The sequence below is a fragment of the Phenylobacterium sp. genome, from assembly GCF_046463815.1.
In the GTDB taxonomy this organism is placed as follows: domain Bacteria; phylum Pseudomonadota; class Alphaproteobacteria; order Caulobacterales; family Caulobacteraceae; genus Phenylobacterium.
In genome coordinates this window covers 72,958-97,377 of sequence record NZ_JBKBRO010000005.1, presented here as the reverse complement: position 1 = coordinate 97,377, position 24,420 = coordinate 72,958, and the positions used below count along the sequence as shown (strand labels likewise).

The 24,420-nt window shown below is 70.1% G+C and carries 23 protein-coding genes; 9 read left to right on the top strand and 14 right to left on the bottom strand.

What is annotated here, in order from left to right; genetic code table 11:
• Window positions 1-109 precede the first annotated feature (109 nt).
• The 5 genes from ACK4TT_RS04560 to ACK4TT_RS04540 all read right to left on the bottom strand — a co-directional run bounded on the left by ACK4TT_RS04560 (window position 110) and on the right by ACK4TT_RS04540 (window position 6,691).
• Window positions 110-2,635, bottom strand: coding sequence for a polar localization protein TipN (locus ACK4TT_RS04560; RefSeq protein ID WP_410212521.1), 2,526 nt, complete (start codon window positions 2,633-2,635; stop codon window positions 110-112).
• A gap of 173 nt (window positions 2,636-2,808) precedes the next feature.
• Window positions 2,809-3,024, bottom strand: a complete 216-nt coding sequence (locus ACK4TT_RS04555) for a hypothetical protein (RefSeq protein ID WP_410212520.1) — start codon at window positions 3,022-3,024, stop codon at window positions 2,809-2,811.
• Window positions 3,025-3,154: 130 nt separating this feature from the next.
• Complete coding sequence (locus ACK4TT_RS04550) at window positions 3,155-3,688, bottom strand: methylated-DNA--[protein]-cysteine S-methyltransferase (protein WP_409642563.1); 534 nt, start codon at window positions 3,686-3,688, stop codon at window positions 3,155-3,157.
• Complete coding sequence (locus ACK4TT_RS04545; protein ID WP_410212519.1) at window positions 3,669-5,168, bottom strand: AlkA N-terminal domain-containing protein; 1,500 nt, start codon at window positions 5,166-5,168, stop codon at window positions 3,669-3,671. Before ACK4TT_RS04545 ends, ACK4TT_RS04550 begins: the two co-directional genes overlap by 20 nt.
• A 218-nt stretch (window positions 5,169-5,386) precedes the next feature.
• Entirely contained in the window at window positions 5,387-6,691 is a 1,305-nt protein-coding gene (locus ACK4TT_RS04540; RefSeq protein WP_410212518.1) for a spinster family MFS transporter, read from the bottom strand.
• A 260-nt stretch (window positions 6,692-6,951) separates the two neighbouring features.
• Between ACK4TT_RS04540 and cysD the strand changes: the two genes are divergently transcribed.
• From cysD to ACK4TT_RS04525, 3 genes are all read left to right on the top strand, one after another.
• The gene (gene cysD, locus ACK4TT_RS04535; protein WP_409642557.1) at window positions 6,952-7,905 is read left to right on the top strand and encodes a sulfate adenylyltransferase subunit CysD; all 954 of its coding nucleotides are present in this window, start codon (window positions 6,952-6,954) and stop codon (window positions 7,903-7,905) included.
• Window positions 7,905-9,809 (top strand): sulfate adenylyltransferase subunit CysN, encoded by a 1,905-nt coding sequence (cysN, locus tag ACK4TT_RS04530; RefSeq protein WP_409642555.1) that lies wholly within the window; start codon window positions 7,905-7,907, stop codon window positions 9,807-9,809. Before cysD ends, cysN begins: the two co-directional genes overlap by 1 nt.
• A gap of 68 nt (window positions 9,810-9,877) precedes the next feature.
• Complete coding sequence (locus tag ACK4TT_RS04525) at window positions 9,878-10,537, top strand: TetR/AcrR family transcriptional regulator (protein ID WP_410212517.1); 660 nt, start codon at window positions 9,878-9,880, stop codon at window positions 10,535-10,537.
• A 16-nt stretch (window positions 10,538-10,553) separates the two neighbouring features.
• Here ACK4TT_RS04525 and ACK4TT_RS04520 read toward each other — a convergent pair whose 3' ends face one another.
• The 8 genes from ACK4TT_RS04520 to ACK4TT_RS04485 form a co-directional block, all read right to left on the bottom strand.
• Window positions 10,554-11,459 carry a hypothetical protein gene (locus tag ACK4TT_RS04520; RefSeq protein ID WP_410212516.1) on the bottom strand — a complete coding sequence of 302 codons (906 nt, stop codon included), beginning with the start codon at window positions 11,457-11,459 and terminating at the stop codon, window positions 10,554-10,556.
• 153 nt (window positions 11,460-11,612) lie between these two features.
• Complete coding sequence (locus ACK4TT_RS04515) at window positions 11,613-12,251, bottom strand: carboxymuconolactone decarboxylase family protein (RefSeq protein WP_409634367.1); 639 nt, start codon at window positions 12,249-12,251, stop codon at window positions 11,613-11,615.
• Between the two features lie 4 nt (window positions 12,252-12,255).
• Window positions 12,256-12,789, bottom strand: coding sequence for a VOC family protein (locus ACK4TT_RS04510; protein WP_409634364.1), 534 nt, complete (start codon window positions 12,787-12,789; stop codon window positions 12,256-12,258).
• Between the two features lie 32 nt (window positions 12,790-12,821).
• Entirely contained in the window at window positions 12,822-13,841 is a 1,020-nt protein-coding gene (locus tag ACK4TT_RS04505) for a zinc-dependent alcohol dehydrogenase family protein (protein ID WP_409634361.1), read from the bottom strand.
• 66 nt (window positions 13,842-13,907) lie between these two features.
• Entirely contained in the window at window positions 13,908-14,666 is a 759-nt protein-coding gene (locus tag ACK4TT_RS04500) for an N-acyl homoserine lactonase family protein (protein WP_409634358.1), read from the bottom strand.
• Between the two features lie 30 nt (window positions 14,667-14,696).
• Window positions 14,697-15,221, bottom strand: coding sequence for an SMI1/KNR4 family protein (locus tag ACK4TT_RS04495; RefSeq protein WP_409634355.1), 525 nt, complete (start codon window positions 15,219-15,221; stop codon window positions 14,697-14,699).
• Window positions 15,218-15,691, bottom strand: a complete 474-nt coding sequence (locus ACK4TT_RS04490) for a DNA/RNA non-specific endonuclease (protein ID WP_409634388.1) — start codon at window positions 15,689-15,691, stop codon at window positions 15,218-15,220. Before ACK4TT_RS04490 ends, ACK4TT_RS04495 begins: the two co-directional genes overlap by 4 nt.
• A 636-nt stretch (window positions 15,692-16,327) precedes the next feature.
• Window positions 16,328-17,491: an MFS transporter gene (locus ACK4TT_RS04485; protein ID WP_409634352.1), complete on the bottom strand. Its 1,164-nt coding sequence runs from the start codon at window positions 17,489-17,491 to the stop codon at window positions 16,328-16,330.
• A gap of 76 nt (window positions 17,492-17,567) precedes the next feature.
• Here ACK4TT_RS04485 and ACK4TT_RS04480 point away from each other — a divergent pair, with 76 nt between their 5' ends.
• Both ACK4TT_RS04480 and ACK4TT_RS04475 read left to right on the top strand, forming a co-directional pair.
• Window positions 17,568-18,845 carry an aminotransferase class III-fold pyridoxal phosphate-dependent enzyme gene (locus tag ACK4TT_RS04480; protein ID WP_409634349.1) on the top strand — a complete coding sequence of 426 codons (1,278 nt, stop codon included), beginning with the start codon at window positions 17,568-17,570 and terminating at the stop codon, window positions 18,843-18,845.
• A complete protein-coding gene (locus tag ACK4TT_RS04475; protein ID WP_410212515.1) occupies window positions 18,845-19,192 on the top strand; it encodes a DUF423 domain-containing protein in 348 nt (115 codons plus the stop codon). Before ACK4TT_RS04480 ends, ACK4TT_RS04475 begins: the two co-directional genes overlap by 1 nt.
• Here the strand turns inward: ACK4TT_RS04475 and ACK4TT_RS04470 are convergent.
• Window positions 19,183-20,418 (bottom strand): multidrug effflux MFS transporter, encoded by a 1,236-nt coding sequence (locus tag ACK4TT_RS04470; RefSeq protein WP_409634343.1) that lies wholly within the window; start codon window positions 20,416-20,418, stop codon window positions 19,183-19,185. The two genes, ACK4TT_RS04475 and ACK4TT_RS04470, sit on opposite strands and share 10 nt — an antisense overlap.
• A gap of 88 nt (window positions 20,419-20,506) precedes the next feature.
• On the opposite strand from ACK4TT_RS04470, the gene ACK4TT_RS04465 reads away from it, so the two are divergent.
• The 4 genes from ACK4TT_RS04465 (at window position 20,507) to ACK4TT_RS04450 (ending at window position 24,418) form a co-directional block, all read left to right on the top strand.
• Window positions 20,507-21,487 carry an alpha/beta fold hydrolase gene (locus ACK4TT_RS04465; protein ID WP_410212514.1) on the top strand — a complete coding sequence of 327 codons (981 nt, stop codon included), beginning with the start codon at window positions 20,507-20,509 and terminating at the stop codon, window positions 21,485-21,487.
• Between the two features lie 10 nt (window positions 21,488-21,497).
• Entirely contained in the window at window positions 21,498-22,490 is a 993-nt protein-coding gene (gene pip / locus ACK4TT_RS04460; protein ID WP_410212513.1) for a prolyl aminopeptidase, read from the top strand.
• A gap of 7 nt (window positions 22,491-22,497) precedes the next feature.
• The gene (locus ACK4TT_RS04455; RefSeq protein ID WP_409634334.1) at window positions 22,498-22,881 is read left to right on the top strand and encodes a nuclear transport factor 2 family protein; all 384 of its coding nucleotides are present in this window, start codon (window positions 22,498-22,500) and stop codon (window positions 22,879-22,881) included.
• A gap of 112 nt (window positions 22,882-22,993) precedes the next feature.
• Window positions 22,994-24,418, top strand: coding sequence for a spinster family MFS transporter (locus ACK4TT_RS04450; protein ID WP_409634331.1), 1,425 nt, complete (start codon window positions 22,994-22,996; stop codon window positions 24,416-24,418).
• The last annotated feature ends 2 nt before the right edge of the window (window positions 24,419-24,420 follow it).

Below are 24,420 nucleotides of genomic sequence, written 5' to 3'. Positions count from 1 at the left end.
CAGGAGGCGGATGCGTGCGGCGCGACGCCAGCCCTGTGCGCGCGGTCACGGTGCTCCATGCCCGCCCAAGGCGGCGGGTCGCCGGATGGGTTCCGCCCGATGGGCTCGGTCAGAGCATCCCGCCCGCCGCGGCGTCCAGCAGCAGGTAGAGTCGCCCGGGCTCTCCGCCCAGCATCTCGGCCATGATGAAGCCCTGGGGATCGCGAACCACGGCGTCGTCGATCAGGGTCTTGTAGCGCCGCAGATAGACTTCGGTCTGGCGCTTCACCTGCTCGTCGGTGAACAGCCGCCGGGCGATCCGGCGGGTGGCCGCCGGGGCGAGCTTCTTGACCACCTGGCGCGCGCCCTCGATGTCGCCCGTCTGGACGGTCGCGGCGATCTCGTCGATCCGGCCCTTGGGCAGCAGCTTGGCGGGCTCCACCCCCATGCGGCGCAGCTCGGCCGACAGGGCCTCCTCCAGGCGCTCGCCCTCGCCGTCGGACCCGTCCAGCGAGGCCAGCAGGTCCTTCCACGTCCAGGTGTCGCCCTCCGGCGAGGGCTCGGCCTCCTCATCCTCGGGTGCGGGCTCGGGCGAACGGCCGGTCGCGGCGGCGAAGACGGCCGAGAATTCCTTGTCGGTGGCCGTGGGGGTCAGCTTCAGCCGCCCACGCAGGCCAAGATCGGCCGGCGCTTCGGGTTCGGCGAGCGGTGCGGCCTCGGCGGCCAGCTCCTCCAGCTCGAGCGCCTCCTCCACCGGATCGAGGGGCGGCGGCGGGACAGGCCTGGCGCGGCGCGGGGCCCCGGTCACGGCGGGCAGGGGCGCGGGCGCCGAGGCCACCGCGCCCATCAGCCGCACGGCCTCGGACAGCATGTCGAAGTTGCGGCGCACCCGCTCCTGGAAGGCGGCGTCGATGGCCTGGGCCTCCTCGGCCGTGCGGCGGGCGTGCTCCATGAGCTCGTCCATGCCGTGGGCGACGGCGGCCTTGACCTGCTCGGCCTGGCTGCGGGCGGCGGCGGGCAGGCGGGCGGCGCGCTGCTCCAGCTCGGCCATCATGGCCGCCAGCTCGTGCAGGGCGGCGCGGGCGGAGGCGGCGCCCTCCTCCAGCTTGCGGGCCGTGGCGGCGCCGGCCTCCTCGACCATCTTGGACGACTGCTCGACGAGCGCGCGGGCCTCCTCCAGCCGGGCCTCGAAGACCTGATTGGCCTTCTGGCCGGCCGAGAAGGCGGCTTCCGAGAGCTGGTCCACCTGCTCCCGCGCCGTGGCGGCGTGGCGGGCGGCGGCCTCGCGGGTCTCCTCGGCGGCGGCGGCCAGGGCGTCGATGGCCGCCCGGGTCTGGGCTTCCAACTGCTGGCGCTGCTCGGCGGCGGCGGACGAAACGGCGTCCAGGGCGTGCAGTGTCGACTGGCCGAACTCCTCGCGCTCGGCCTTGGCGGTCTCGGCAAGGTCGCGGAATTGCAGGGCCGCATCGGCCATGAGCTGGCGCAACGCCTCCCCGCCTTTCGTCGCCCGGTCGCTCATCTCGGCGGCGGAGAGGCGGGCCTGGGTGATGAACTCGGACAGGCGCGCGGCATGCGCCTCGGCCTCGGACGAGAAGGTCTCGTGGTCGGACCGCAGGGCGGCGGCGAGCGTGATCAGCGCCGTACGTTGCTCCGACAGCCCCCGCTCGGCGGCCTTGGCCTGCTCGGCGACGCCGACGCCGGCGGTCTCCAGGCGGGCGATGTGGCGGGTGAGGTCCTCGCCGGCGGTGCGCGCGGCGTCGCTGGCCTCGCCGGCGGCGGCGGCGAGGTCGGCGGCGCGAGCCGACAGCGCCGTTTCGGCCTCGCGGATCTGGGTCTCGGCCAGGTCGGCGGCCTCGGCCACCATCTTGGCCTGCTGGACGATGGCGTCGGCGACCTTGGTGGCCTGCGCGTCGAGGGTCTGGGCAAGTTCGCCCATCTCGGCGCGTTCCCGGCCAAGGGTTCCTGCCAGGGTTTCGGCGGTGCGGACGGACTGCGAGGTGGCGTCGGCGAGCTTCTCGGTCTCCATGGCCAGCGCCTCGCGCAGCGCCAGAAGGGTCTCGCGGGCGTCCTCGGCGGCGGCGCCGGCCCGGGCGATCTCGTCGCGGACGGCCTGGGCCACGTGTCCGGCGCGCGCGGCGGCCACCACGGCGGGCGAGAGCATGTCCTCGGCCATGGCCTTGGCCCGGCGCGCCTCGAAGGCCAGCTTCTGGCCCTGCCGGATCATGAACGCCGCGCCCCAGACGAAGGCCGCCGGCCCGATGGCCAGGAGGGCGAAGACGGCGAGCGCGAAGGCGTCGTTCTGCAGCGGGGCCACGTCGTTGCGGTAGCCGATCGCGAAGGCGAGGGGCGCGAGCCCCCAGAGCACCGAGACGGCCAGGGCGGCCACCCAGATGGGCCAGCCGGCGGGCGCCTCCAGCTCCTCCAGCGTCGCGCCGACGGCATAGGAAGGCTCGGGCTGGAATTCCGGCCGGGTGGCCGGGGGCTGAGCGTCGGGGTTGGTCACGGCCGCGCCGGCCGGCGGCGGATCGAGCGGCGGCAGCAGCCGGGCCTCGGCCGGCGCCGGCTCGGGCGAAGGCGACATCTCGGACAGCGGACTGGTCGCCAGCCGCCCCTCGGTTCCGAAATCCGTCGGTTGTCGCCGCTTGGAGAACTTCATGCGCGGCCGATTCCTTCCCGCTTCGCCGGGACGGCGTGGGAGCGGTCGTCACGGATCGCCCCCACCCCCGCCTGGGCCTCAGGTTTGAAGGATTACCCGCCCGGCGTGCGGACGCAAACAGGCGCCGACGATTCGGCGCGGCTCACGTCGGATTGTCGCGTGGAAAAGGGAGGTTAGGCCCTGACGACCAGGCGGCGCGCGTCGGGGCAGTCCGCCGTGGCCTTGTCCGAGACCTTCTGGGCCCTGCGGGGCGAACGGGCGACCACCCGCTCGGCCGGGGCGGCGGGACGCTCGACGGCGGGCGTGTCCAGGGTCACGCCAAAATGGGAGAACGCAGCGGCGGACGAATGCACGACCACCGCGGCTACCACTTCCGTCAATGTCGCCATGGGGACTCTCCCGGCTCCAGCGCGACTCCGCCGAGCGGCGTTATACGATGACACAAGCTGCGCCGCATCCGCCGCGCGGGTGAAATTTGCGTAATGTTCCGCAATGTGGCCGCCGCGCCTCAGGTCTCCCTCAGGCGGCCAGGCGGTCCTCGAAGTTCGCGCCCTCGTGGGCCAGCAGCCAGCGCTTGCGCGCGAGGCCCCCGGCATAGCCGGTCAGCGAGCCGTTCGACCCGATCACCCGATGGCACGGCACGACCAGGGCGACGGGATTCGACCCGTTGGCCAGGCCCACGGCGCGCATCGCCGTCGGGCGGCCGATCCGTTCGGCGAGCCGGGCGTAGCTCCAGGTCTCGCCCGCGGGGATCTTGCAAAGCGCGGCCCAGACCTTCTCCTGGAAGGCCGTTCCCCCGCCCCGCCAGGGCGCGGCGGCGAGGGCGCCGAGCTCGCCGGCGAAGTAGGCGTCGAAGGTCCGACGAAGGGGGGTGCGCCCCTCGGTTCGCACCGCCGTCGGATAGCGGCGGTCGATCCAGGACCGCATCCTGGCCTCGCAGTCGTCCCAGTCGAAGGCCCGGAGCGCGCCAGCCTCGTCGGTGACGACCAGGGCCACGCCGATGGGCGTCGGCATGCGGTCGAGGGTCAGGGTCTCAGGCAGCGCGGAGGTCATCGGACTCGGTCCTCTTGAGGTCGGGCTGGGCCGCGTCGTGGGCCCAGAGATGTTGGGCGGCGTAGGCGCGCCAGGGGCGCCACCGTTCGCTGCGGGCGAGAAGTTCGTCGGCCGTGGGGCGGCGCCCGTCCTCGTCGGCCATGACCCTCAGCAGGGCGATGTCCGCGCCCGGGAAGGCGTCGGGCTCGCGGAGTTCGCGCAGCGCGATGTACTGGGCCGTCCACTCGCCGACGCCCGGCAGGGCCTTCAGCGCGCCGATGGCGCTCTCCAGGTCGGCGCGCGGGGTGAAGATGGCGGGATCGGCCGCCACGGTGCGCGCCAGCGCCTCCAGCGCCGCGCCGCGGGCCTTGGGCATGCCCAGCGCCGCGATGTCCTCGCCCACCAGGCGCTCGGGCCTCGGGAACAGGCGGGTGAGGCCCAGGTCGGCCGCAGCCGGATCGTCGATCGGCTCCCCGTAGGCTTCGGTCAGCTTGCCGGCCAGCACGCGCGCGGCCGGGACGGTGATCTGCTGGCCGAGGATCGCGCGGACCGCCAGCTCGAAGCCGTCCCAGGCGCCCGGCGCCCTGAGCCCCGGCCGCGCCGCGACGAGGGGCGCCAATGCCGGATCCTGGCTGAGGTGGTCGCCGATCAGGCAAGGGTCGGCCGTCAGGTCGAACACCCGTCGCACACGGGCGATCACCGCCGGCAGGGCAGTCAGCTTCGGGAAGCGGATTTCGGCGGTCAGGGCGTCGTCGCCCTTGCGGGGCGTGACGATGACGACCCCGCGGGCGCCGTCCACCTCGAGCGTTCGGGCGTAGCGGCGGGGCTCGACCCGCTCCACGCCGGGGATCGCCCGTGCGGCCAGGAAGGCGATGATCGCCTCCCAGTCGTAGGGCGGGCGGTAGGGCAGGCGCACGACGATCCCGTCGGCGGCCGGCGTGTCGGCCTGGCGCGAACGGCGCAGCTCGCCCGGCGGGCGCCCGAAAAGCTGCTGGAAGCTTTCGTTGAACCGCCGGACGCTGCCGAAGCCCGAGGCCAGGGCCACCTCGCCCATCGGGAGGCGGGTTTCCTGGATGAGCTGCTTGGCGAGCAGCACGCGCCGCGTCTGGGCGACCGAGATCGGCGAGGCGCCAAGGTGCTGGCGGAACAGGCGGCGGAGCTGCCGCTCGCCGACGCCGAGGCGCGAGGCCAGCGCGTCCACGTCGCCTCCGTCCAGCGCCCCGGTCTCGATCAGCGCGAGTGCGCGGGAGACGGTGTTGGACGTTCCGCGCCAGGCCCCGAGGTCGGGGGACGCCTCGGGCCGGCAGCGCAGGCAGGGACGGTAGCCCGCCTCCTGGGCCGCGGCGGCCGAGGGATAGAACGTCATGTTCTCGGCCTTCGGCGTGCGCGCGGGGCAGATCGGCCGGCAGTAGATGCCCGTCGTCTTCACGGCGCCGAAGATGCGCCCGTCGAACCGCGGATCGCGGGTCTGGAAGGCGCGGCGACAGGCTTCGAAATCCATATCCATGTTCGTCACGATGCGCGTGGAGCCTGCGGAAGTCTCGCGGTTTTCGGACATCAATCGATATGGAGCAGCGGTTTTCGGACGTCAGAACGGACGCCGGTCAGCCCTTGGGCGGGGACGGCCGCTCGCACCGGGTCACGACCCTCGGCGGATTGACCGCGGCGGGCGCGGGTTTCGATGGACTGTCCACGGGCGGCGACGACTTGCCGCTCCCCTCAACCGATGGCCGCCGCCAGGCGCTTGTCGCGGGCGATCGACCAGGCCGAGGCCAGGTGGGCGAGGATCGTGATCCCGATTACCGGCACCAGGGCCAGGAAGGCGATCGAGAGCGAATTGTCGCCGTAATCCGCCTTGGCCATGTCGGAGATGCGGCCGACGTACACCGGGCCCGCGCCGAGGCCGATCAGGTTCAGCACGAACAGCAGCACCGCGCCCGAGATCGTCCGCCGGTTCGGCGGCACGGCGTTCTGGACGACGGCGAGCGCCGGCGCGAGATAGCAGTTGTTCAGCAGCGCCGGGACCGCGATGCAGATCAGCGCGACCTGCCAGTTCGGCGCATAGACGATGCCGAACCAGAACGGGATGGTGATCAGGAAGGCGATCGCCGGGATCCAGGCGAACCACCGGCGGTCCCTGGTCCCGAGCTTGTCGGCGATCCAGCCGGCCGAGAACGTCCCGATCATGCCGGTGATGCCGAGCACCAGGCTGTAGTAGGCGGCCACCTGCGTCAGGCTCATGCCCTTCACCCGCATCAGGAATGGCGGGTTCCAGGTGAGCGCCGCATAGCCCACGAAGGCCGAGAGGCCGGCGGCCAGGGCGGTCAGCAAGAGCGTGCGGTTGGAGAAGAAGCCGCCGATCGCCGTCCAGATCGGCGGCGCAGCATCGTGAGCGTCCTTGCCGTCCGCGATCTTGTCCAGGCCCCCGCGCTTCGGCTCCTTGACGACCAGCAGCAGGGTGAGCGCCAGGATGATCCCCGGCACGCCCATGACGTAGAAGGCCGTCCGCCAGCCATGCTCGGCCGCGATCCAGCCGCCGAGCGCCGAGCCGAACATCGAGCCCGCCGGCACGCCGAGGGAGTATATGGCCAGCGCAGTGCCCCGTTCCTCGGGCTTGAAGTAGTCGGAGATCAGCGAATAGCTCGGCGGGGAGCCGCCCGCCTCGCCGATGCCGACGCCCATGCGATAGAGCGCGAGTTGCACGAAGCTGGTCGCCGTGCCGCAGAGCGCGGTGAACAGGCTCCACAGCGCACACGCGCCCGAGATGATCCAGACCCGGCGGGCGCGGTCGGCCAGCCAGCCCACCGGAATGCCGAAGCCCGTGTAGAAGATCGCGAAGACGATCCCGCTCAACATGCCGAGCTGGGTGTCGTCGAGCTGCAGGTCCTTGCGGATAGGCTCGGCCAGGATCGAGACGATCTGCCGGTCGAGGAAGTTCAGCGTGTAGACCACCGCCAGCAGCCAGACGACGAGATAGCGGTAGCTGCCCGAGACCTTGGGCGCCTGCACGGCGTCGACGCTCATCCGACTTCCCCCCCTTCTCACCCGACGGCCGGTCTTCCGGCTCGAAAAACGGGTATGCGTTTCCGTCGCGAGTTGTGGCACGGCCCCGGCCCGGGGCCAAGGGGCGGCCCGCCGCCGCCCAACGCATCTGGCGCCGCATGGAGAATTCCTGGGCCGGCGTCGCCTTGCGCCGGGCGGGAGCGGCGGCTAACTCGCCAGCCAGGGCCGGCCCGGTCGCGCAAGCGAGCGGGATTCTTCAATCTTTGCTGTAAGGTCCGCACATGGACGCCCGCGTCCTCGCCCGTTCAACGAGCTCCGAAAGCGCCTTGTCCCGACAGACGCTCACCCACCTGCAGCGGCTCGAGGCCGAGAGCATCCACATCATGCGCGAGGTGGTGGCCGAGTGCGAGCGGCCGGTGATGCTCTATTCCATCGGCAAGGACTCGGCGGTCATGCTTCATCTGGCGGCCAAGGCCTTCCATCCGTCCAAGCTGCCCTTCCCGCTGCTGCACGTCGACACGACCTGGAAGTTCCGGGCGATGTACGAGATGCGCGAGCGGATGGCCCGCGAACTCGGCTTCGAGCTGCTGGTCCACAAGAACCCCGACGCCATCGCCCAGAACATCAACCCGTTCACCCATGGCAGCGCGGTGCACACCGACGTCTGGAAGACCGAGGGGCTGAAGCAGGCGCTCGACAAGTACGGCTTCGACGCCGCCTTCGGCGGGGCGCGGCGCGACGAGGAGAAGTCCCGCGCCAAGGAGCGCATCTTCTCGTTCCGCTCGGCGGGCCACCGCTGGGACCCCAAGAACCAGCGGCCCGAGCTGTGGAAGCTCTACAACGCCCGCAAGAACCCCGGCGAAAGCGTGCGGGTGTTCCCGATCTCGAATTGGACCGAGCTCGACATCTGGCAGTACATCTACCTGGAGAACATCCCGATCGTGCCGCTCTACTTCGCCGCCGAACGGCCGGTGGTGGAGCGTGACGGGACGCTCATCATGGTCGATGACGACCGCTTCCCACTGAAGCCCGGCGAGACGCCGGCGATGAAGTCGGTGCGGTTCCGCACCCTGGGCTGCTATCCGCTCACCGGCGCCGTGGAGAGCACCGCGGCCACCCTGCCCGAGATCATCCAGGAGATGCTGCTCACCACCACGAGCGAGCGCCAGGGCCGGGTCATCGACCACGACCAGGCCGCCTCGATGGAGAAGAAGAAGCAGGAGGGCTATTTCTGATGGCCCACCAGTCCGCCCTCATCGCCGAGGACATCGAGGCCTACCTGAAGCAGCACGAGGTGAAGGGCCTGCTGCGCTTCATCACCTGCGGCTCGGTGGACGACGGCAAGTCGACCCTGATCGGCCGGCTGCTCTACGATTCCAAGATGATCTTCGAGGACCAGCTCGCGGCCCTCGAAGCCGACTCCCGGAAGGTCGGCACCCAAGGCGGCGATATCGACTTCGCCCTCCTGGTCGACGGCCTGGCCGCAGAGCGCGAGCAGGGCATCACCATCGACGTCGCCTACCGGTTCTTCTCGACCGAGAAGCGCAAGTTCATCGTCGCCGACACCCCCGGCCACGAGCAGTACACGCGCAACATGGTCACCGGCGCCTCCACGGCGGACGCGGCGGTCATCCTGATCGACGCGCGCAAGGGCGTGCTGACCCAGACCCGGCGGCACAGCTACCTGGTCAGCCTGCTGGGCATCCGCCACGTGGCGCTGGCCATCAACAAGATGGACCTCGTGGACTGGAGCCAGGAGGTCTTCGAGGCCATCGTCGGCGAGTACCGCGACTTCGCCGACCAGATCGGCATCAAGACGTTCACCGCCATCCCCATGTCGGCCCTGAAGGGCGACAACATCACCGAGCTCTCGCCCAACGCGCCCTGGTACGCCGGCCCGCCGCTGATACGCTGGCTGGAGGACGCGCCGGTCGAGGACGACCTGCAGGACAAGCCGTTCCGCATGCCGGTCCAGTGGGTCAACCGGCCGAACCTCGACTTCCGGGGCTTCTCGGGGATGATCGCCTCGGGCGTGGTGAAGCCGGGCGACACGGTGAAGGCCCTGCCCTCCGGCCGCGAGAGCACGGTCGACCGCATCGTCACCCTGCGCGGCGACCTGTCCCAGGCGGTGGCGGGCCAGTCGGTGACGCTGACGCTCAAGGACGAGATCGACATCAGCCGCGGCGACGTGCTGTCGGCGGCGGCCTCCCCCCCGGCGGTGGCCGACCAGTTCGAGGCGACGCTGGTCTGGTTCGACGACGAGCCTCTGCTGCCGGGCCGGCCCTATCTGATGAAGCTCGGGACACGCACGGTCTCGGCCCAGGTCACCGAGCCCAAGCACAAGGTCAACGTCAACACGCTGGAGAAGCTCGCCGCCACGCGCCTTGAGCTCAACGAGATCGGCGTGTGCAACCTCGCCCTTTCCGCTCCCATCGCGTTCGATCCCTACGCCGAGAACAAGGACCTGGGCGGCTTCATCCTGATCGACCGGATGAGCAACCGTACGGTCGGCGCGGGCCTGCTGCACTTCGCGCTCCGCCGCAGCCAGAACATCCACTGGCAGGCGATGGACGTCGACAAGGCCGCCCGTTCAGCGCTCAAGGGCCAGAAGGCGCGGGTCGTCTGGTTCACCGGCCTGTCCGGCGCCGGCAAGTCGACCATCGCCAATCTCGTCGAGAAGCGCCTGCACGCCGAGGGCCGCCACACCTACCTGCTGGACGGCGACAACGTCCGCCACGGCCTCAACAAGGATCTCGGGTTCACCGAGGAGGACCGGGTCGAGAACATCCGCCGCGTGGCCGAGGTGGCCAAGCTGATGGTCGACGCCGGCCTGATCGTGCTGGTCAGCTTCATCTCGCCCTTCCGGGCCGAGCGGCGCATGGCCCGCGAGCTGATGGGCGAGCGCGAATTCGTCGAGGTGTTCGTGGACACGCCGCTGGCCGAGGCCGAAAAGCGCGACGTGAAGGGCCTCTACGCCAAGGCCCGCGCCGGACAGCTCAAGAACTTCACCGGCATCGACAGCCCCTACGAAGCCCCGGAGAATCCGGAAATCCGGATCGACACGACCCGGGTCTCGCCCGAGGCGGCGGCCGAGGAGATCTTCGCCTGGCTGGAGGGCGCGTTCGACCCCGGCATCTGACGGATGGTTGCAAACCGACAACCGGTATGTGAGTGTGGGGCCCTCAGTCGCTTACCGTCGAGGCCGTCATGTCCCCGTCCCGCCCTCCGTCCTCCAGGTCAGAGCCGCAGGCTGGCGAACGCGCGCACAAGCGGGTGGACCAGGGCCTGCGCACCCGCGCCCGGCTTATCGAGGAGGCGGCGCGCCTGTTCGCGCGTGACGGCTATGCGGGGGTTTCGACGCAGGCGGTGCTGGACGCCACCGGCGTGACCCGCGGCGCGCTCTACCACCACTTCGACGACAAGCAGGCCCTGTTCGAAGCCGTCTTCACCGAGACCTGCGCCACCATCGAACGCCGGATCATGGAAGGTGCGGCCGGCACGTCCTACGTGGGCGGGCTGATCTCGGGATGCCTGGTGTTCCTGCGCGAGTGCGTGGACCCGTCGATCACCCGGATCTACCTGGTCGACGGCCTGGCCGTCCTGGGCTGGAAGCTCTGGTGGGAGATCGACAGCCGGCACACCCTGGCCGCGCTGGAGCATGGCGTGGACGCCGCCTGCGAGGAGGCCGGCATCGACGACCCGGCGCTGCAGAAGGGGCTCTTCACCCTCATCTCGGGCGCCTTGAACGCCGCGGCGCTCAGGGCCGCCAACGCCGCCGACCCCGCCGCGGAGGTCCGCGAGCTGGAGCCGGCGGTGGAGCGCCTGATCCGGGGCGCACTGATCCGGAACGGCCTGGGCCAGGGCTGACGCCGGCTCCTTGGCCTTAACGGCGGCCCACGTAGGGGACCGGCGCGCCGAGCGGCTGGCCCGGCTTGGGATCGGCCGGGCTCGGCGCGGTCCGGTTGATGAGGCCGAAGCCGGGCGGCAGGGCCGCGGCGTTGGTCGGCGCCCCGCCCGGCGCGCAGCTCTTCTGCATCTCGTCAGGCGTCATGTCGAACTGGGCCAGTTCGGTGGTGTCCATCTGGGTCCCGTTGAACACGCCCTTCACATGGATCGGCGGGTACTTCACGTCGTCGTTGATCTGGTAGAACGCCGACAGGTCCTGAACGAACGTCGGGCTGCCCGGCAGGTTGTTCATCACGTACTTTCCGTGCAGCGGCTTCACCCACATCTCGTAGGTCGCGTTGCTGTAGATGTTCTGCCACTGGTAGGGGATGAACTTCACGCCCTTGCCGGGAGCCACGTCGTTGGCGGAGGCCTGGCGCTGGTCGCTGGTCTCCTGGCCGTCAGTCACCGCATGGCCGTTGGTCACCGCGTCCGAGATGGTGGTGTCGAGTTCGGCCGTCGCCACGCCCTCGACGCCGGCGCCGACCTTGGCCCCCACGCTCACGTCCACGGTTTCCTCGGTGCTGACGGTGGTCTCGTGGGAGCGGGTGACCGTCAGCGTGCGGTTCGCGCTGCCCGGCGAGGACGAGCAGTTCGGATAGGCGAAGATCGGGTCCTCGGTGCGGATCTTCTGGGAGGACGACGGCTGGGCGGCGGCCACCTTCACCACGAGGTACTGGTCGACGTCGACGACCGTCCAGGGCGCGCGGCCCTTGAGATACTGGTTGGCGGTCGCGATCAGCGCCCCCTTCAACTGGCTGGGCGAGACGGTCTGCGCCTGCGAGGCGCCAGGCACGCTGACCAGCGCTACGGCCGCGGCCGCCGTGAACCAAACGGACTTCATGCAACTCTTCCCGATGTTCTGTTGAACCCCAGCGCGACGCGAGCCGCGCTCCCCGCCAAGCCTGAGAACAAGCTTGACCTTGGCGGAACATGACCCCATCGCGCGCTTCGCACAACCCTGGCGGGCAAACCTGGTTCGCCCCTCATCGGGGCCTCAGCGCCGGCCCGTGTCCAGGAAGTCGCGGGCGCTGAAATCGTCGGGCGCGGCGACCTCGACGATGGGCTCCGGACGGTCGTCGAACTCCAGTTTGAGCGCCTTCGTCATCACCGCGTGCATGTCGTAGAGGCAGGTGATGTAGGTCAGCTCCAGGATTTCCTCGTCCGAGAGGAAGCCCTTCAGCGCCTCGAACACCGCGTCGGGCGTCCGTCCGCCCTGCAGCACCAGGCAGTCGGCGTAGGCCAGCACCGCCCGCTCCTTCGCATCGAAGCAGGCGGCGACCTGCCAGTGCGGGATGGCCGCGATCTTCTCCTCGGGCACCCGCAGGCCGCGCAGCGACTTGCAGTGCTGGGAGAAGACGAACTGGCTGGCCTTGGCCCAGCCGGCCCGTGTCTGGGCGAGCTCCCGCAGCACCGGGTCAAGCTTGCGCCTGGGGCTGCGGTAGAAGGCGAAGCCGCGGTTGCAGTGGTCCAGGCAGTCGGGGACCAGGGCGAAGACCGTCCACCAGTCGCCCGACGTGCCGGTGGCGGTGCCGGGCTCGGCCACCGGGTCGCGGTCGCCGAACAGCAGGTCGTAGGTCTTCAGCACGACCTCGGAGTCGGTGTCCTTGCGCGACACCTGGCGCAGGCGGGGCATGGGCTCAGGCTCCGGCGGGCTGGACGGCGCGGGCGGGGGCGTGGCGCACGTCCCCCGGCCCGAAGTCCTTCAGGGTGGCGGCGAACTCCAGCATCACCCCGTTCGGATCGGTGAAATAGACCGAGCGGATCCAGACGCCCTCGTGCATCTCGCGGGCCACGCCCATCTCGCTGTCGTCGTGGTTGACCACCGCGGGCACGGTCATCTTCACGCCCGCCGCCTGGAGGCGCCCGATCGCGGCCTCCAGCTCGTCCTCGTCCAGGTGGAAGGCCACGTGGTTCATCGAGCCCACGGCCGACTTGGGCCTGGCCGGGAACTCGGCCACCGAGGCGATCCCGGGCGCGGCCGGCGGGGCGTCGGCCCACCAGAAGAACGCCAGCGTCGAGCCCCCGCCGCAGTCGAAGAAGAAGTGCTGCCCGCCATCCGGCAGGGCCACGGTCTTCACAAGCGGCATGCCCAGCACCTCGGTGTAGAACTTCACCGTCTCGGCCATGTCCCGGCACACCAGCGCCAGGTGGTTGATCCCCTTGGTCTTCATGGCGTCCTCCCTGTTGTCGTTGGCGTGCGCGCTCAGAACTCCAGCACGATCTTCCCGAAGTGCTCGCCGCCCCCCATGGCGGCGATGGCCGTCTTGGCCTCGGTCCACGGATAGACCTTGTCGACGACCGGCCGGATGCCGTGCAGCTCGATCGCCCGGCACATGGACTCGAACATGTCGCGCGAGCCCACCGACAACCCTTGCAGCTTGGCCGAGTTGCCGATCAGACCGGCGGGATTGAACGGCTCGCCTGCGCCGGCGACGATGCCGATGACCGCGATGTGACCGCCGATCCTGATGGCCTTCATGCTCTCGTTGATCGTGCCCGGTCCGCCCACTTCCATGATGAAGTCCGCGCCGCGGCCGCCTGTGACCTCGCGCACCGGCTTCGACCACGCGGGGGTCGTCTTGTAGTTGACGAGATGATCGGCCCCGAGCGCCTTGGCCCGCTCCAGCTTGGCGTCCGAGGACGAGGTGATGAGGGTCCGGTAGCCCGCCGCCTTGGCGAACTGCAGGCCGAAGATCGAGACCCCGCCGGTGCCCTGCAGCACCACCGTGTCGCCGGGCTCCAGCCGCGCGTCGTGGAAGAGGCCGCGCCAGGCGGTCAGCGCCGCGCACGGCAGGGTCGCGACCTCATGGTCGCTGAGGAAGTCGGGGACCTTCGACAGCCCCTCCTGGCTGAACACCTGCAGTTCGGCGCCCGCCCCTGGGATCGGGAAGCCCAGGGCGCTCGACAGCTTCTCCAGGGTCGGCGGGCCCGACACCCAGTTCTGGAAGAACAGCGTCGAGACCCGGTCGCCGGCCGCGAACCGGGTGACGCCCGGCCCCACCGCCTCGACGTAGCCGCAGCCGTCCGAGAAGGGCGTGATGACGTCGTTGGCGCTCGCCGCCGCGCGCCCGTACATCCCGTGGATCATCAGGAAGTCGCGGTAGTTCAGCGAGCAGGCCTTCATCCGCACCAGCACCTGGCCGGGGCCGGGCTCGGGCTCGGGTGCCTCGACCACCTGGATCGCGTCCGGCCCCCACGGGGCCGTGACCTGCAGCGCGCGCATCTCGATATCCTCCCTTGGGAGGCATCATGGGGACGCGTTCAGGCGCTCGGCAACCGTGTCCCCACGTCAGGTGCGCACCGACGGCAGCACCGGCCTCTCGCCCCATTGGCCCGGATCGTGGCCGAAGACCATGACCGTGCCCTCCTCGCGCATGGCCAGGAGGCCGTCCAGCGACCGGTTCATGGCGGCGTGGTCGCTGTATTCGGGGAAGTTGCGCGTCTCGGCCGCCTCGCAGTTGTAGCAGGCGTCGCCCACCAGGATGTGGTCGCCCATCGCGCTCCGCACCCGCATGGACTGGTGCCCCGGCGTGTGACCGAAGCTGGGGTGCAGGGTCACCGCCCCGTCGCCGAACAGGTCGTGCTCGCCGTCGACCAGCTTCACCTGATGGCCCAGGTCGTAGAACCGGCGGGGCAGGAAGTAGCGCCGGGCCATGCCCTCGTCGAAGCCGGCCTCCCACTCCCGCTTCTGGACGACGACCGTAGCGTTGGGGAGCTGGTGCAGGCCGCCCGCGTGGTCGAAGTGCAGGTGCGACAGGACGACGTAGCGGACCCGGGCCGGGTCGATGTCCAGGCGTTCCAAGTGGGCGGCGGCCAGTTCATCGGCCTCGACCGTGGAGTCCAGGTCCTGGGTCCTGAGCGCCACGCGATACGGGTCCTCGGCGTCCGTCAGGCCCGCGTGCAGGCCGCAGTCGAACAGCGCCACGCCGTCCGGGTGCTCCACCACATAGAAGGGGATCGGCACGCTGACCCGCTCGGCCGCCATGCCGAGCCCGGCGCCCGGGCTGTTGAACTGGCCGCACACGCAGCCGAAGAGCCGGATGGTCATGGTCGATACCTTGACGGAGGCGCGCGACCTTCACCCAGAATGCGCCTGAAAGAGAAGATCACAGGGCAGGATATTTCCTGGGAAGTCCTCTGGTAGAATTTGGCCGGTGGCAAGCCCGGCAAGGAAGTCGGTGAGATCGCAGCCAAAGGCTTCGAATTCCTGAAGGCCTCGCCCCCAGACGACCACTCGCCATGTTTCTGGACGACCATGGGGCAACCAGAAGAGGGCGTCACCGTAATCCGTTCCGCCGAACGACAGCAGCCCGCCCGGCTCCGGCCAGAACCGATAGGGGTGCTCATCCAAATCCATTGACCTGAAGAGGTCGCCCACGACCTTCGCCTGGGTCTCGAGTCTCACATAGGGGTTCCGACTCCTAGGAACACAAACCCCCATGAACTCCATGAAGTATCCGTTTCCATATAGGCGGACGAAATCTTTGTAGTCCGAGGGCAGCGACGTGCCGAGCTCGGCTTCGATCGGCTCCCAAGGGCCCTCAAACGCCTCGACGGGCCGGGCCGGCGGCGGAACGGCCCTAACGAGGTTTTCGATGCTCACTTTCCGCGTCCCGCTGGATTCTGGATGATCCGCGCGGCCGGGGCGCCCCGACTGCCTTGAGCAGTCAACAGCATTGCCGCCGGCGGCAGAATTCCACGGCTGTACAGCGGAGTTGCGGAATATTCGACGACCTCACCATCCCGAACTCGTCTCGCGACCTGTCGCTCGAAGCCGGACATGTGCGGTGAGTTGGCCGCATTCTGCGTCAGTGTGACGAGATTCCGCGGCTCGTCGCCTCTACCGCCAAGCTGTCTGGCAAGAAGATGACCTCTCGCTTCGTTATATGTGAGGCCGTTTCCCTGCCAACCTGGCGGCGTCAGCCTCGGGTCGGCCCTCGTCCCGGTGCCTAGCATTGACTTGGTCACCGTGGCGGTCACGCCGGTCGCCTGTCCATCAGCACCTGCATTCCGATACCTGATGTTTGGACGTGGCAGGGATGTTGGGGTCACAGACGCGCGCGGTGGCGCCATTGGGCTCCGAGCAGCGAGCCCAAGTGGCCCCGCTCCGCGCATTGCTGCATCGGCCACGCCGCCCACGATCATCGCCCGCTCGCGAGCTTCAGGGGGCGCCCCGATCAGCGTGGCGATGCCGTAAGCGGCGCCCGCGAGCGGATTCTCTGCCATGAACTGAACTCGCTGCGCCCCTCGGCGTCGCTGATCGAGCTCCGCGGCCGAGGAGGTGCTCGTCACAGGCACCAGGACGTTCGCACGTCCGTTGTCGACTTCCCTGTAGGTCTGGCCTGCGACGGTGACCGTCGATTGGGAGCGAGGCGCGGTTCGGACCCGCTGAAGCCGGCTGTCGGACGGAAAGACGGGTCGTGAATCGCCAGCACCTGAAATTCCAAGGCCAGCAGCTTCCGCACGCTGCTTTTTCGCCCGCTCCTCTGGATCATCTCGTCGTACAATTTACCCGCCGGGTCCGGAACGGTCCGCGGCTCTCCTCTAGGCATATGCGCCATCGAGCACCCCATCTCGTTGTTTGCTGTGGGACTGATGGCAACCACCCCGCGTCCCACGTGAATGCTCTCATGCTTCAGGCGGCAAGTCAAGAACAAAATGAGAACATCAAGAACTCATTGGGCAGGCCGGGCCTAGCCCGCCCCAAGCTCAGGGCGGGTCGAGCCGGCCTTCGCCGTAGAGGCGGAACGCGCCGATCAGGCCCGCCAGGCACATGGCCGCCATCAGGAGGTAGCCCTGGGCGCCGAAGCGGTCGAACAGCGGGCCGGAGGCCAGGGTGGCGGCGCCCATCAGCATGCCGCTCGACAGGGCCGAGCTGACCGTCTGGGCCGCCGAGGCGTTGCGCGGGGTCGACAGCCGCTCGACGAGCTGCAGGCCGGCCAGGAAGGTCGCGGCGTAGGTCAGGGTGTGCAGCGCCTGGAGCGGGAACAGCATCCACAGCGGCGGCGAGAACGCATAGGCCGTCCAGCGCACGACAGCCGCCGCGCCGCCCAGGACCAGCAGCCTGCGCGGCCCGATCCGCCGCCGCCACGGCTCCATGAACCACATGAAGACCACCTCGACGGCGACCCCGAAGCCCCAGAGGACGCCGGTCATGCTCTCGGGGATGCCCTGCGCCTTCCAGGCGAGCGTCGAGAAGCCATAATAGAAGGCGTGCGCCGACTGGATGAAGCCGATCGAGACGACGGCGGTCATGAAGCCCTTGTCGCGCAGCAGCTCGCCCAGCCCGGCCCAGCGGTCGGCCAGGCGCGTGCGGTGGCCCTCCTCGTGCACCGGGTCGGGCGGCAGGAGCACCCGGGCGGCCAGCGCGGCCAGCGAGACCGCCGCGGCGATCCACACCAGCACCAGCTCGGGCGAGCCCCGCGTCAGCAGCCAGCCCACGGTGATGTTGGCGACGATGAACGCCGCCGAGCCGATGCCGCGCGGCCAGCCGTAGTTGAAGCCGTCGCGCCGGGCGCGGTTCAGGACGATCACATCGGTCAGCGGCGACATGGTCGAGACCGCCGAATAGGCCGCGAACCACACCACCGCCCAGCCGGCGAACCCCAGCGGCAGGGCCATGAGCCCGTAGGCGCAGGCCACCGCGACACCCATGATGATCAGCGCCGTCCGCCGCAGCCGGAACGAGTCGGCCCACAGCGCGATCAGCGGCGCCGTGAAGGTCCTGGCCAGCATCGGCAGCGACAGGATCAGGCCGATCTGCGCGCCCGAGAGCCCGTGGTGGGCGAACCACACCGGCATGTAGGGCGAGCTCGCGCCCGTCCCGATGAACAGCGCCGAATAGTAGAGGCCCAGCCGGACGGGGAGCGACATGGCCGGGAAATACACGGAGTCGCCGACGCCCGCCCGCCAACGTAAGCTCTGGCAAAGACATGGGAGGAGCCTGCGCATGGACCTTGCCATCGGCCGCGACCGAGAGCTGCGCCAGCGCGCCCGGGCGGTGATCCCCGGCGGCATGTACGGGCACCTGTCGGTGGGCCTGCTTCCCGACGACTACCCGCAGTTCTTCCAGCGCGGCGAGGGCGCGCACCTGTGGGACGCCGACGGACGGAAATACCTCGACTTCATGTGCGCCTATGGGCCGAACCTGTTCGGCTACGCCAACCCGGAGATCGACGCGGCCTTCGTGCGGCAACTCGGCCAGGGCGACACGCTGACCGGCCCCTCCCCGCTGATGGTCGAGCTGGCCGAGGCGCTGACCGGCATGGTGGCCCACGCCGACTGGGCGATGTTCTGCAAGAACGGCACGGACGCGACGTCCATGGCGCTGACGCTGGCCCGGGCGCACACCAAGCGCCGCGTGGTGGTCCGGGCGAAGGGCGCCTATCACGGGGCCGCCGCCTGGTGCACGCCCAGGCCCGCGGGCGTGATCGAGACCGACCGGGCCCACCAACTCTTCTGCGACTACAACGACGTGGAAAGCCTGGAGGCCGCCGTCGTCGAGGCCGGCGACGACCTCGCCTGCATCTTCGCCGCGCCCTTCCGGCACGACGCCTTCGTGGACCAGGCCGAGCCCGATCCGGCCTACGCGCGCCGGGCCCGCGAGCTGTGCGACGAACGCGGCGCCCTGCTGGTGGTGGACGAGGTGCGGGCGGGCTTCCGGCTCTCGCGCGACTGCTCCTGGAGCCGCATCGGCGTGGCGCCCGACCTCTCCACCTGGGGCAAGTGCCTGGCCAACGGCCATGCGCTCTCGGCCCTGCTGGGGAACGACAAGGCCCGCGCCGCGGCGGACTCCATCTATGTGACCGGCTCATTCTGGTTCCAGGCCGCGCCCATGGCCGCCGCCCTGGAGACGCTCCGGCTCGTGCGCGAAACCGATTACCTGGAGCGCATCACCGCCCTGGGCGAGCGCCTGCGCTCAGGCCTCGCCGAACGCGCCGCCGCGGCGGGCTTCGGCTTCCGGCAGACGGGCCCGGCGACCCTGCCCCTCTTCCTGTTCGACGACGACCCGGACCTCCGGAAGGGCTTCTGCTTTTCCAGTGAGATGCTGGCGCGCGGGGTCTATGTGCATCCCTGGCACAACATGTTCCTCTGCGCGGCCATGACCGAGACCGACATCGACTTCGCCCTGGACGCCGCCGAGGGCGCCTTCGCGGCCCTGAAGCGCCAGGCCCCTTCCCTGCCGCCGGTGGAGAAGCTGGCCTTCCTCACCGCGGGAGCCCGCTGATGCGGACCTGGACGACGCTCGCCGCGCTGGCGGGGCTGGCCTGCGTGGCCTTCGGCGCCTTCGGGGCCCACGGCGTGGCCGATCCGAAGGCTCAGGGCTGGCTGCGCACCGGCGCCGAGTACGGGATGGTCCATGCGCTCGCCGTGTTCGCGGCGACCTGGATCGGCGGCAAGGCGCGGTTCGCGGCGCCCGTGTTCCTGCTGGGCGTGGTCATCTTCGCGGGGAGCCTGTTCGCCATGGGCCTGGGCGGGCCGCGCTGGCTGGGCGCGGTGACGCCGCTCGGCGGCCTGAGCTTCATGGCCGGCTGGGCGCTGCTCGCCTGGGGCGCGGCGACCCGTCAGACTTGAGGCTGGGTCCTGGGCAGGGCCAGGCGGTGCAATGTGAGCGCCGAGCCCGCCAGCGCCGCCAGCATCACCAGCGCCATCGGCCGGGGCGTGCCGTCGTGCAGGAGGCCCGCCAGGCTGGAGGCCGCCGCCCCGGTCCCGAACGACACCCCGCCCAGGAGCGCCGAGATCGAGCCCGCCCGGCGTGGATCCACGCTGAGCGCGCCCGCCATGGTGTTGCCCTGCATGAAGCCGTAGCTGGCCAGCACCAGGAAGAGCAGCGGCAGCACCGTCCACCGCTCGCCCAGGCCGGTGACCGCCGCCAGCGCCAGCAGCCCGGCGAAGCCCAGGGAGACGACGCTGGCGCGGGCCAGCACCTGGTCCGGCGTGCGCCGCCTAAGCAGCCAGCGGTTCACCTGGTTGGCGCCGATCACCCCCACCGCGTTCAGGCCGAAGAGGAGGCCGAAGGCCGACGGCGCCACGCCATAGGTCCCGATCAGCAGCTCGGGCGAAGAGGAGATGTAGGTGAAGAGCGTCGCCCCGTTCAGGGCGCCGGCCAGGGCGTAGCCCACCAGCCGCTTCTGCCCCAGCAGGGCGAAATAGGCCTGGAACGGGTTCTCGGAACGGGCCTGGATCGCCGTCTCCTCGCCGCGGGATTCCACCAGCCGCAGGAAGGCCGCCGTCCCGAACGCCAGGCCGCAGGCGGCCATGAACCAGAAGTTCAGCCGCCAGCCGCCCAGGGTCAGCAGGGCTCCGCCCAGCAGCGGGGCCAGGATCGGCGCGAGCCCCATGATCAGCATCATCAGGCTCAGCATCCGCGCCGTCTCGGTATGGCTGAACCGGTCGCGGACGATGGCCCGGGAGACGACCCCGCCCGAACACGCTCCCAACGCCTGGAGGAAGCGGCCGGCCAGGAGCTGCTCCGGCGTCGTCGCCAGCGCGCAGCCGGCCGAGGCGACGACGAAGATCGCCACGCCCAGCAGGATCGGCGGCCGGCGGCCGAAGCGGTCCGAGGCCGGGCCGTAGAAGAACTGGCCGATGGCCATGCCGGCCAGGAAGGCCGCCACCGTCCCCTGCGTCTGCGCCGCGGAGGCGCGCAGGTCCGCGCCGATGGCCGGCAGGCTCGGCAGGTACATGTCGATGGCGAGCGGCCCCATGGCCGTCAGCGCGCCGAGCAGCACCACCAGGCCCCAGGGCGTGCCGCCGCCGGGCGAGGTCGCCTTGGCGGATGTCTCCTTGGCGTACGTCACGACAGCCTGCCCTAATGGCTTCGGGTGTTCCTGGGAAACCTCAAATGCGGCAAAGCTGGCCGCGATCAACGAAAAAGGGGGAAGCCGGATGTCGGCGCTCGAGACGATGATGCCGCCCGCGAAACGGGCGTTGGTGAACGGCGTGGAGATCGCCTACTACGAGGCAGGCCCCCGCGAGGGCGTCCCCGTCGTCCTCTGCCACGGCTTCCCCGAGCTCGCGTTCTCGTGGCGCCACCAGGTCAAGGCCCTGGCCGACGCCGGCCGCTGGGTGATCGCGCCGGACCAGCGGGGCTATGGCCTCTCGTCCAAACCCGGCGCCGTCACCGACTACGACATGGAGCATCTGACGGGCGACCTCGTGGGCCTCCTGGACCACCTGGGCGTGGAGAAGGCCATCTTCTGCGGCCACGACTGGGGCGGCATCGTCGTGTGGCAGACGCCCCTGCTCCATCCCGATCGGGTGGCCGGCGTCATCGGCCTGAACACACCCTTCCTGCCCCGCGCGCCGGTAGACCCCATCGCTATCTTCCGCCACCGCTTCGGGCCGGACATGTACATCGTCTGGTTCCAGACCCCGGAGGAGCCCGAGGCGGTCCTGGGCGAGGATGTGTCGAAGACCATGCGCTTCTTCATGCGCAAGCCCTCGGCCCTGCGCACGGCGGCCGCCCAGCCGGAGGGCGGCTCGTCCTTCGCCTTCCGCGACCTGCTGCGCGCCTGGGACGGGACGGCCGGCGGCGACCAACTGCTGAGCCCCGACGAACTCGCCGTCTTCACCGAGGCCTTCGAGAAGGGCGGCTTCTTCGGCCCGGTGAGCTGGTATCGAAACTTCACGCGGAACTGGGAGCGCGCCGAGGGACTTCCCGGCAGGATCGACGGCCTTCCCTGCCTGATGATCACCGCCGAGCTGGATGCCGTGCTGACGCCCGAGATGGCCGAGCCGATGAAGGGCCTGGTCGGCGACCTGGAGATGCACATGGTGGAGGGGTCGGGCCACTGGACACAGCAGGAGAAGCCGGGCGAGGTGAACCGGCTGATCCTCGACTGGCTGGACCGGCGCTTCCCGAAGTAGATTGGCTCCCATGGAACGCAACACCCCGCCGCCCGCCGTCTCCGCCAGCCAGAACCGGCGGGGCCTGTTCCGGGAAAGCGAGCCCTTCGCCAGCGGCTGGCTCTCGACCGGTGGGCCGCACGAGATCTTCTACGAGGAGTGCGGCAACCCGAACGGCAAGCCGTGCGTCATCCTGCACGGCGGCCCGGGCGGGGCGATCAATCCGACCATGCGGCGCTTCTTCGACCCGGCGAAGTGGCGCATGGCCCTCTTCGACCAGCGCGGCTGCGGCAAGAGCCGGCCCAACGCCAGCCTGGACGACAACACCACCTGGTCGCTGATCGAGGACATCGAGCGCCTGCGCGAACATCTCGGCGTCGAGACGTGGTGCGTGTTCGGCGGCTCCTGGGGCTCCACGCTCGCGCTCGCCTACGCCATCAAGCACCCCGAGCGCGTCGAGAGCCTGGTGCTGCGCGGCATCTTCCTGCTGACCGAGCGCGAGCTGCGCTGGTTCTACCAGGAGGGCGCCTCGATGCTGTTCCCCGACGCCTGGGAGCGGTTCTGCGCGCCGATCCCGCAGGACGAGCGCGGCGACATGATCGGCGCCTACCACAAGCGCCTGACCAGCCCGAACCGTAGCATTCAGGCCGAGGCCGCGGCCGCCTGGAGCCAGTGGGAGGGCGACACCATCTCCATCCGCGGCCCCGAGGCCCGGCCGTCGAAGTTCAACGAGATCGACTTCGCCATCGCCTTCGCCCGGATCGAGTGCCACTTCTTCGCCAACCTCGGCTTCTTCCCGTCGAGGAACTGGATCCTGGAGAACGTGGACCGTATCCGCGACATTCCCGGCTGGATCGTCCAGGGCCGTTTCGACGTGGTGACGCCGATGGACGCCGCCTGGCGTCTGAAGCAGGGCTGGCCCGAGGCGCGCTTCGAGATCGTCTGGGACGCCGGCCATGCCTCGACCGAGCCCGGCATCGTCGACGCCCTGGTGCGGGCCACCGACCAGGCGCTCAAGCTCTAGGACCTCCATGAGCCGGGCCGAGATCGTCCGCGCCTACCTCAAGGCCATCGAGCAGCGGGGCGACTCCCTCGCCTTCTTCGCCGAAGACGCGGTGCAGGAAGAGTTTCCCAACGCCCTCGTCCCCTCCGGCGCACGGCGCACCGTGGCCGAGCTCCGGGAAGCCAACGCCCGGGGCCGCGACGTCCTCAGCGCCGAGACCTATGAAATCGTGACCCTCATGGAGAGCGGGAACACCGTGGCCGCCGAGGTCCTCTGGCGGGGCGTGCTGGCCGTGCCGCTCCGCTCGCTGGAGCCCGGCGAGGCCATGAAGGCCCGCTTCGCCGTCTTCTTCGAGTTCGCGGGCGACAAGATCCGCCGGCAGCGCAACTACGACTGCTTCGAGCCCTTCTGAGCGACCGGCGCTCGCCCAACGGCCATACCGGAACTTCGGCTCTTTCCCCTGGCGTCGGGCGCCGCTAGGGTCGCTTCAAACAGATGTAAGAACCTAGGGGAAGCGATCCAGAATGAGCGGGACCACGACCGCCGACGGCCACATCCACGGCTTCGGCTCCAAGGCCTATCGCAGCTATGTGCTGAACGTCCTGCTCCTGGTCTACATCCTGAACTTCGTGGACCGGGGCCTGCTGTCGGTGGTCGCCCCCCAGATGAAGCCCGAGCTGGGCATCTCGGACACCGCCTTCGGCCTGCTGACCGGCTTCGGCTTCGCCCTGCTCTACACCTTCGTCGGCATCCCGCTCGCCCAGTTCGCCGAAACCCGCCACCGGGTCTGGATCATGACCGTCTGCGTGGCGCTTTGGTCGCTGATGACGGCCCTGTGCGGCCTGGCCGCGCCGGTCACCATCGGCTCCATGGTCATCGGCGGCTTCTGGATCCTGCTGGCCTGCCGGGTGGGCGTGGGCATCGGCGAGGCCGGCTGCACGCCCCCCGCCAACTCGCTGATCGCCGACTACTATCCGCCGAGCCGCCGCTCGACGGCGCTGGGCTACTACGCCATGGGCGTGACCCTCGGCGGCTTCCTGGCCAACGTCATCGGCGGCCCGATCACCGACGCCTTCGGCTGGCGCTGGGCCTTCGTCGTCGTCGGCTTGCCCGGGGTGCTGGTCGCCGCCATCCTGAAGCTCACCGTCAAGGAGCCGCCGCGCGGCCACACCGACCCGCCGGGCACGCTGCGCAAGGCCAGGCCGAGGTTCTCCGACGGGCTCAAGGAACTCCTCGCCAAGCCGTCGTTCTGGTGGATGACGGCCGGCGCCACCATCGCCTCGTTCTGCGGCTACGGCATCGCGTCCTTCCAGTCGTTGTTCATCAACCGCAGCTTCGGCCTGACCGCCGGCGAGGCGGCCGTGCTGATCAACGCGCCGGTGGCGGCCTCGGCGGCGGTGGGCACATTGGCCACCGGATGGCTCGCGGAACGGCTGACAAAGCGCCACCCCAACGCCATCGCCTGGCTGCCGGGCGTGGGCCTGGTGCTGAGCGTGCCGTTCTATTTCCTCGCCTTCACGACCCAGAACCTGACGCTCTGCCTCATGGGCCTGATCGTCGGCGGCGGCATCAAGTACGGCTACCTCGCCTCGCAGTACACGATCGGCCAGGGCGTGGTGAGCGCCCAGTTCCGGGCGGTCTCGACCGCCATCCTGCTCTTCGTGCTGAACCTCCTGGGCTACGGCCTGGGCCCGCTGTTCATCGGCGCGCTCAGCGACGTGCTGTTCAAGATCAAGGTCGCGAACCTGGAGGCCGCCCATCTCACCCGCCACGCCTGCGAGGGTGCGGCCCGCAAGGCGCTGGGCGCCGCCGACCAGGCCGTGTGCGCCGTCGCCCATCCGGACAGCCTGCAGCACGCTATGCTGATCACCTCGGCGCTCTACGCCGTGGCGGGGGTCTGCTTCTTCATGACCATGCGCTGGCTCAAGCGCGACATGGTGGCCAAGTAGAA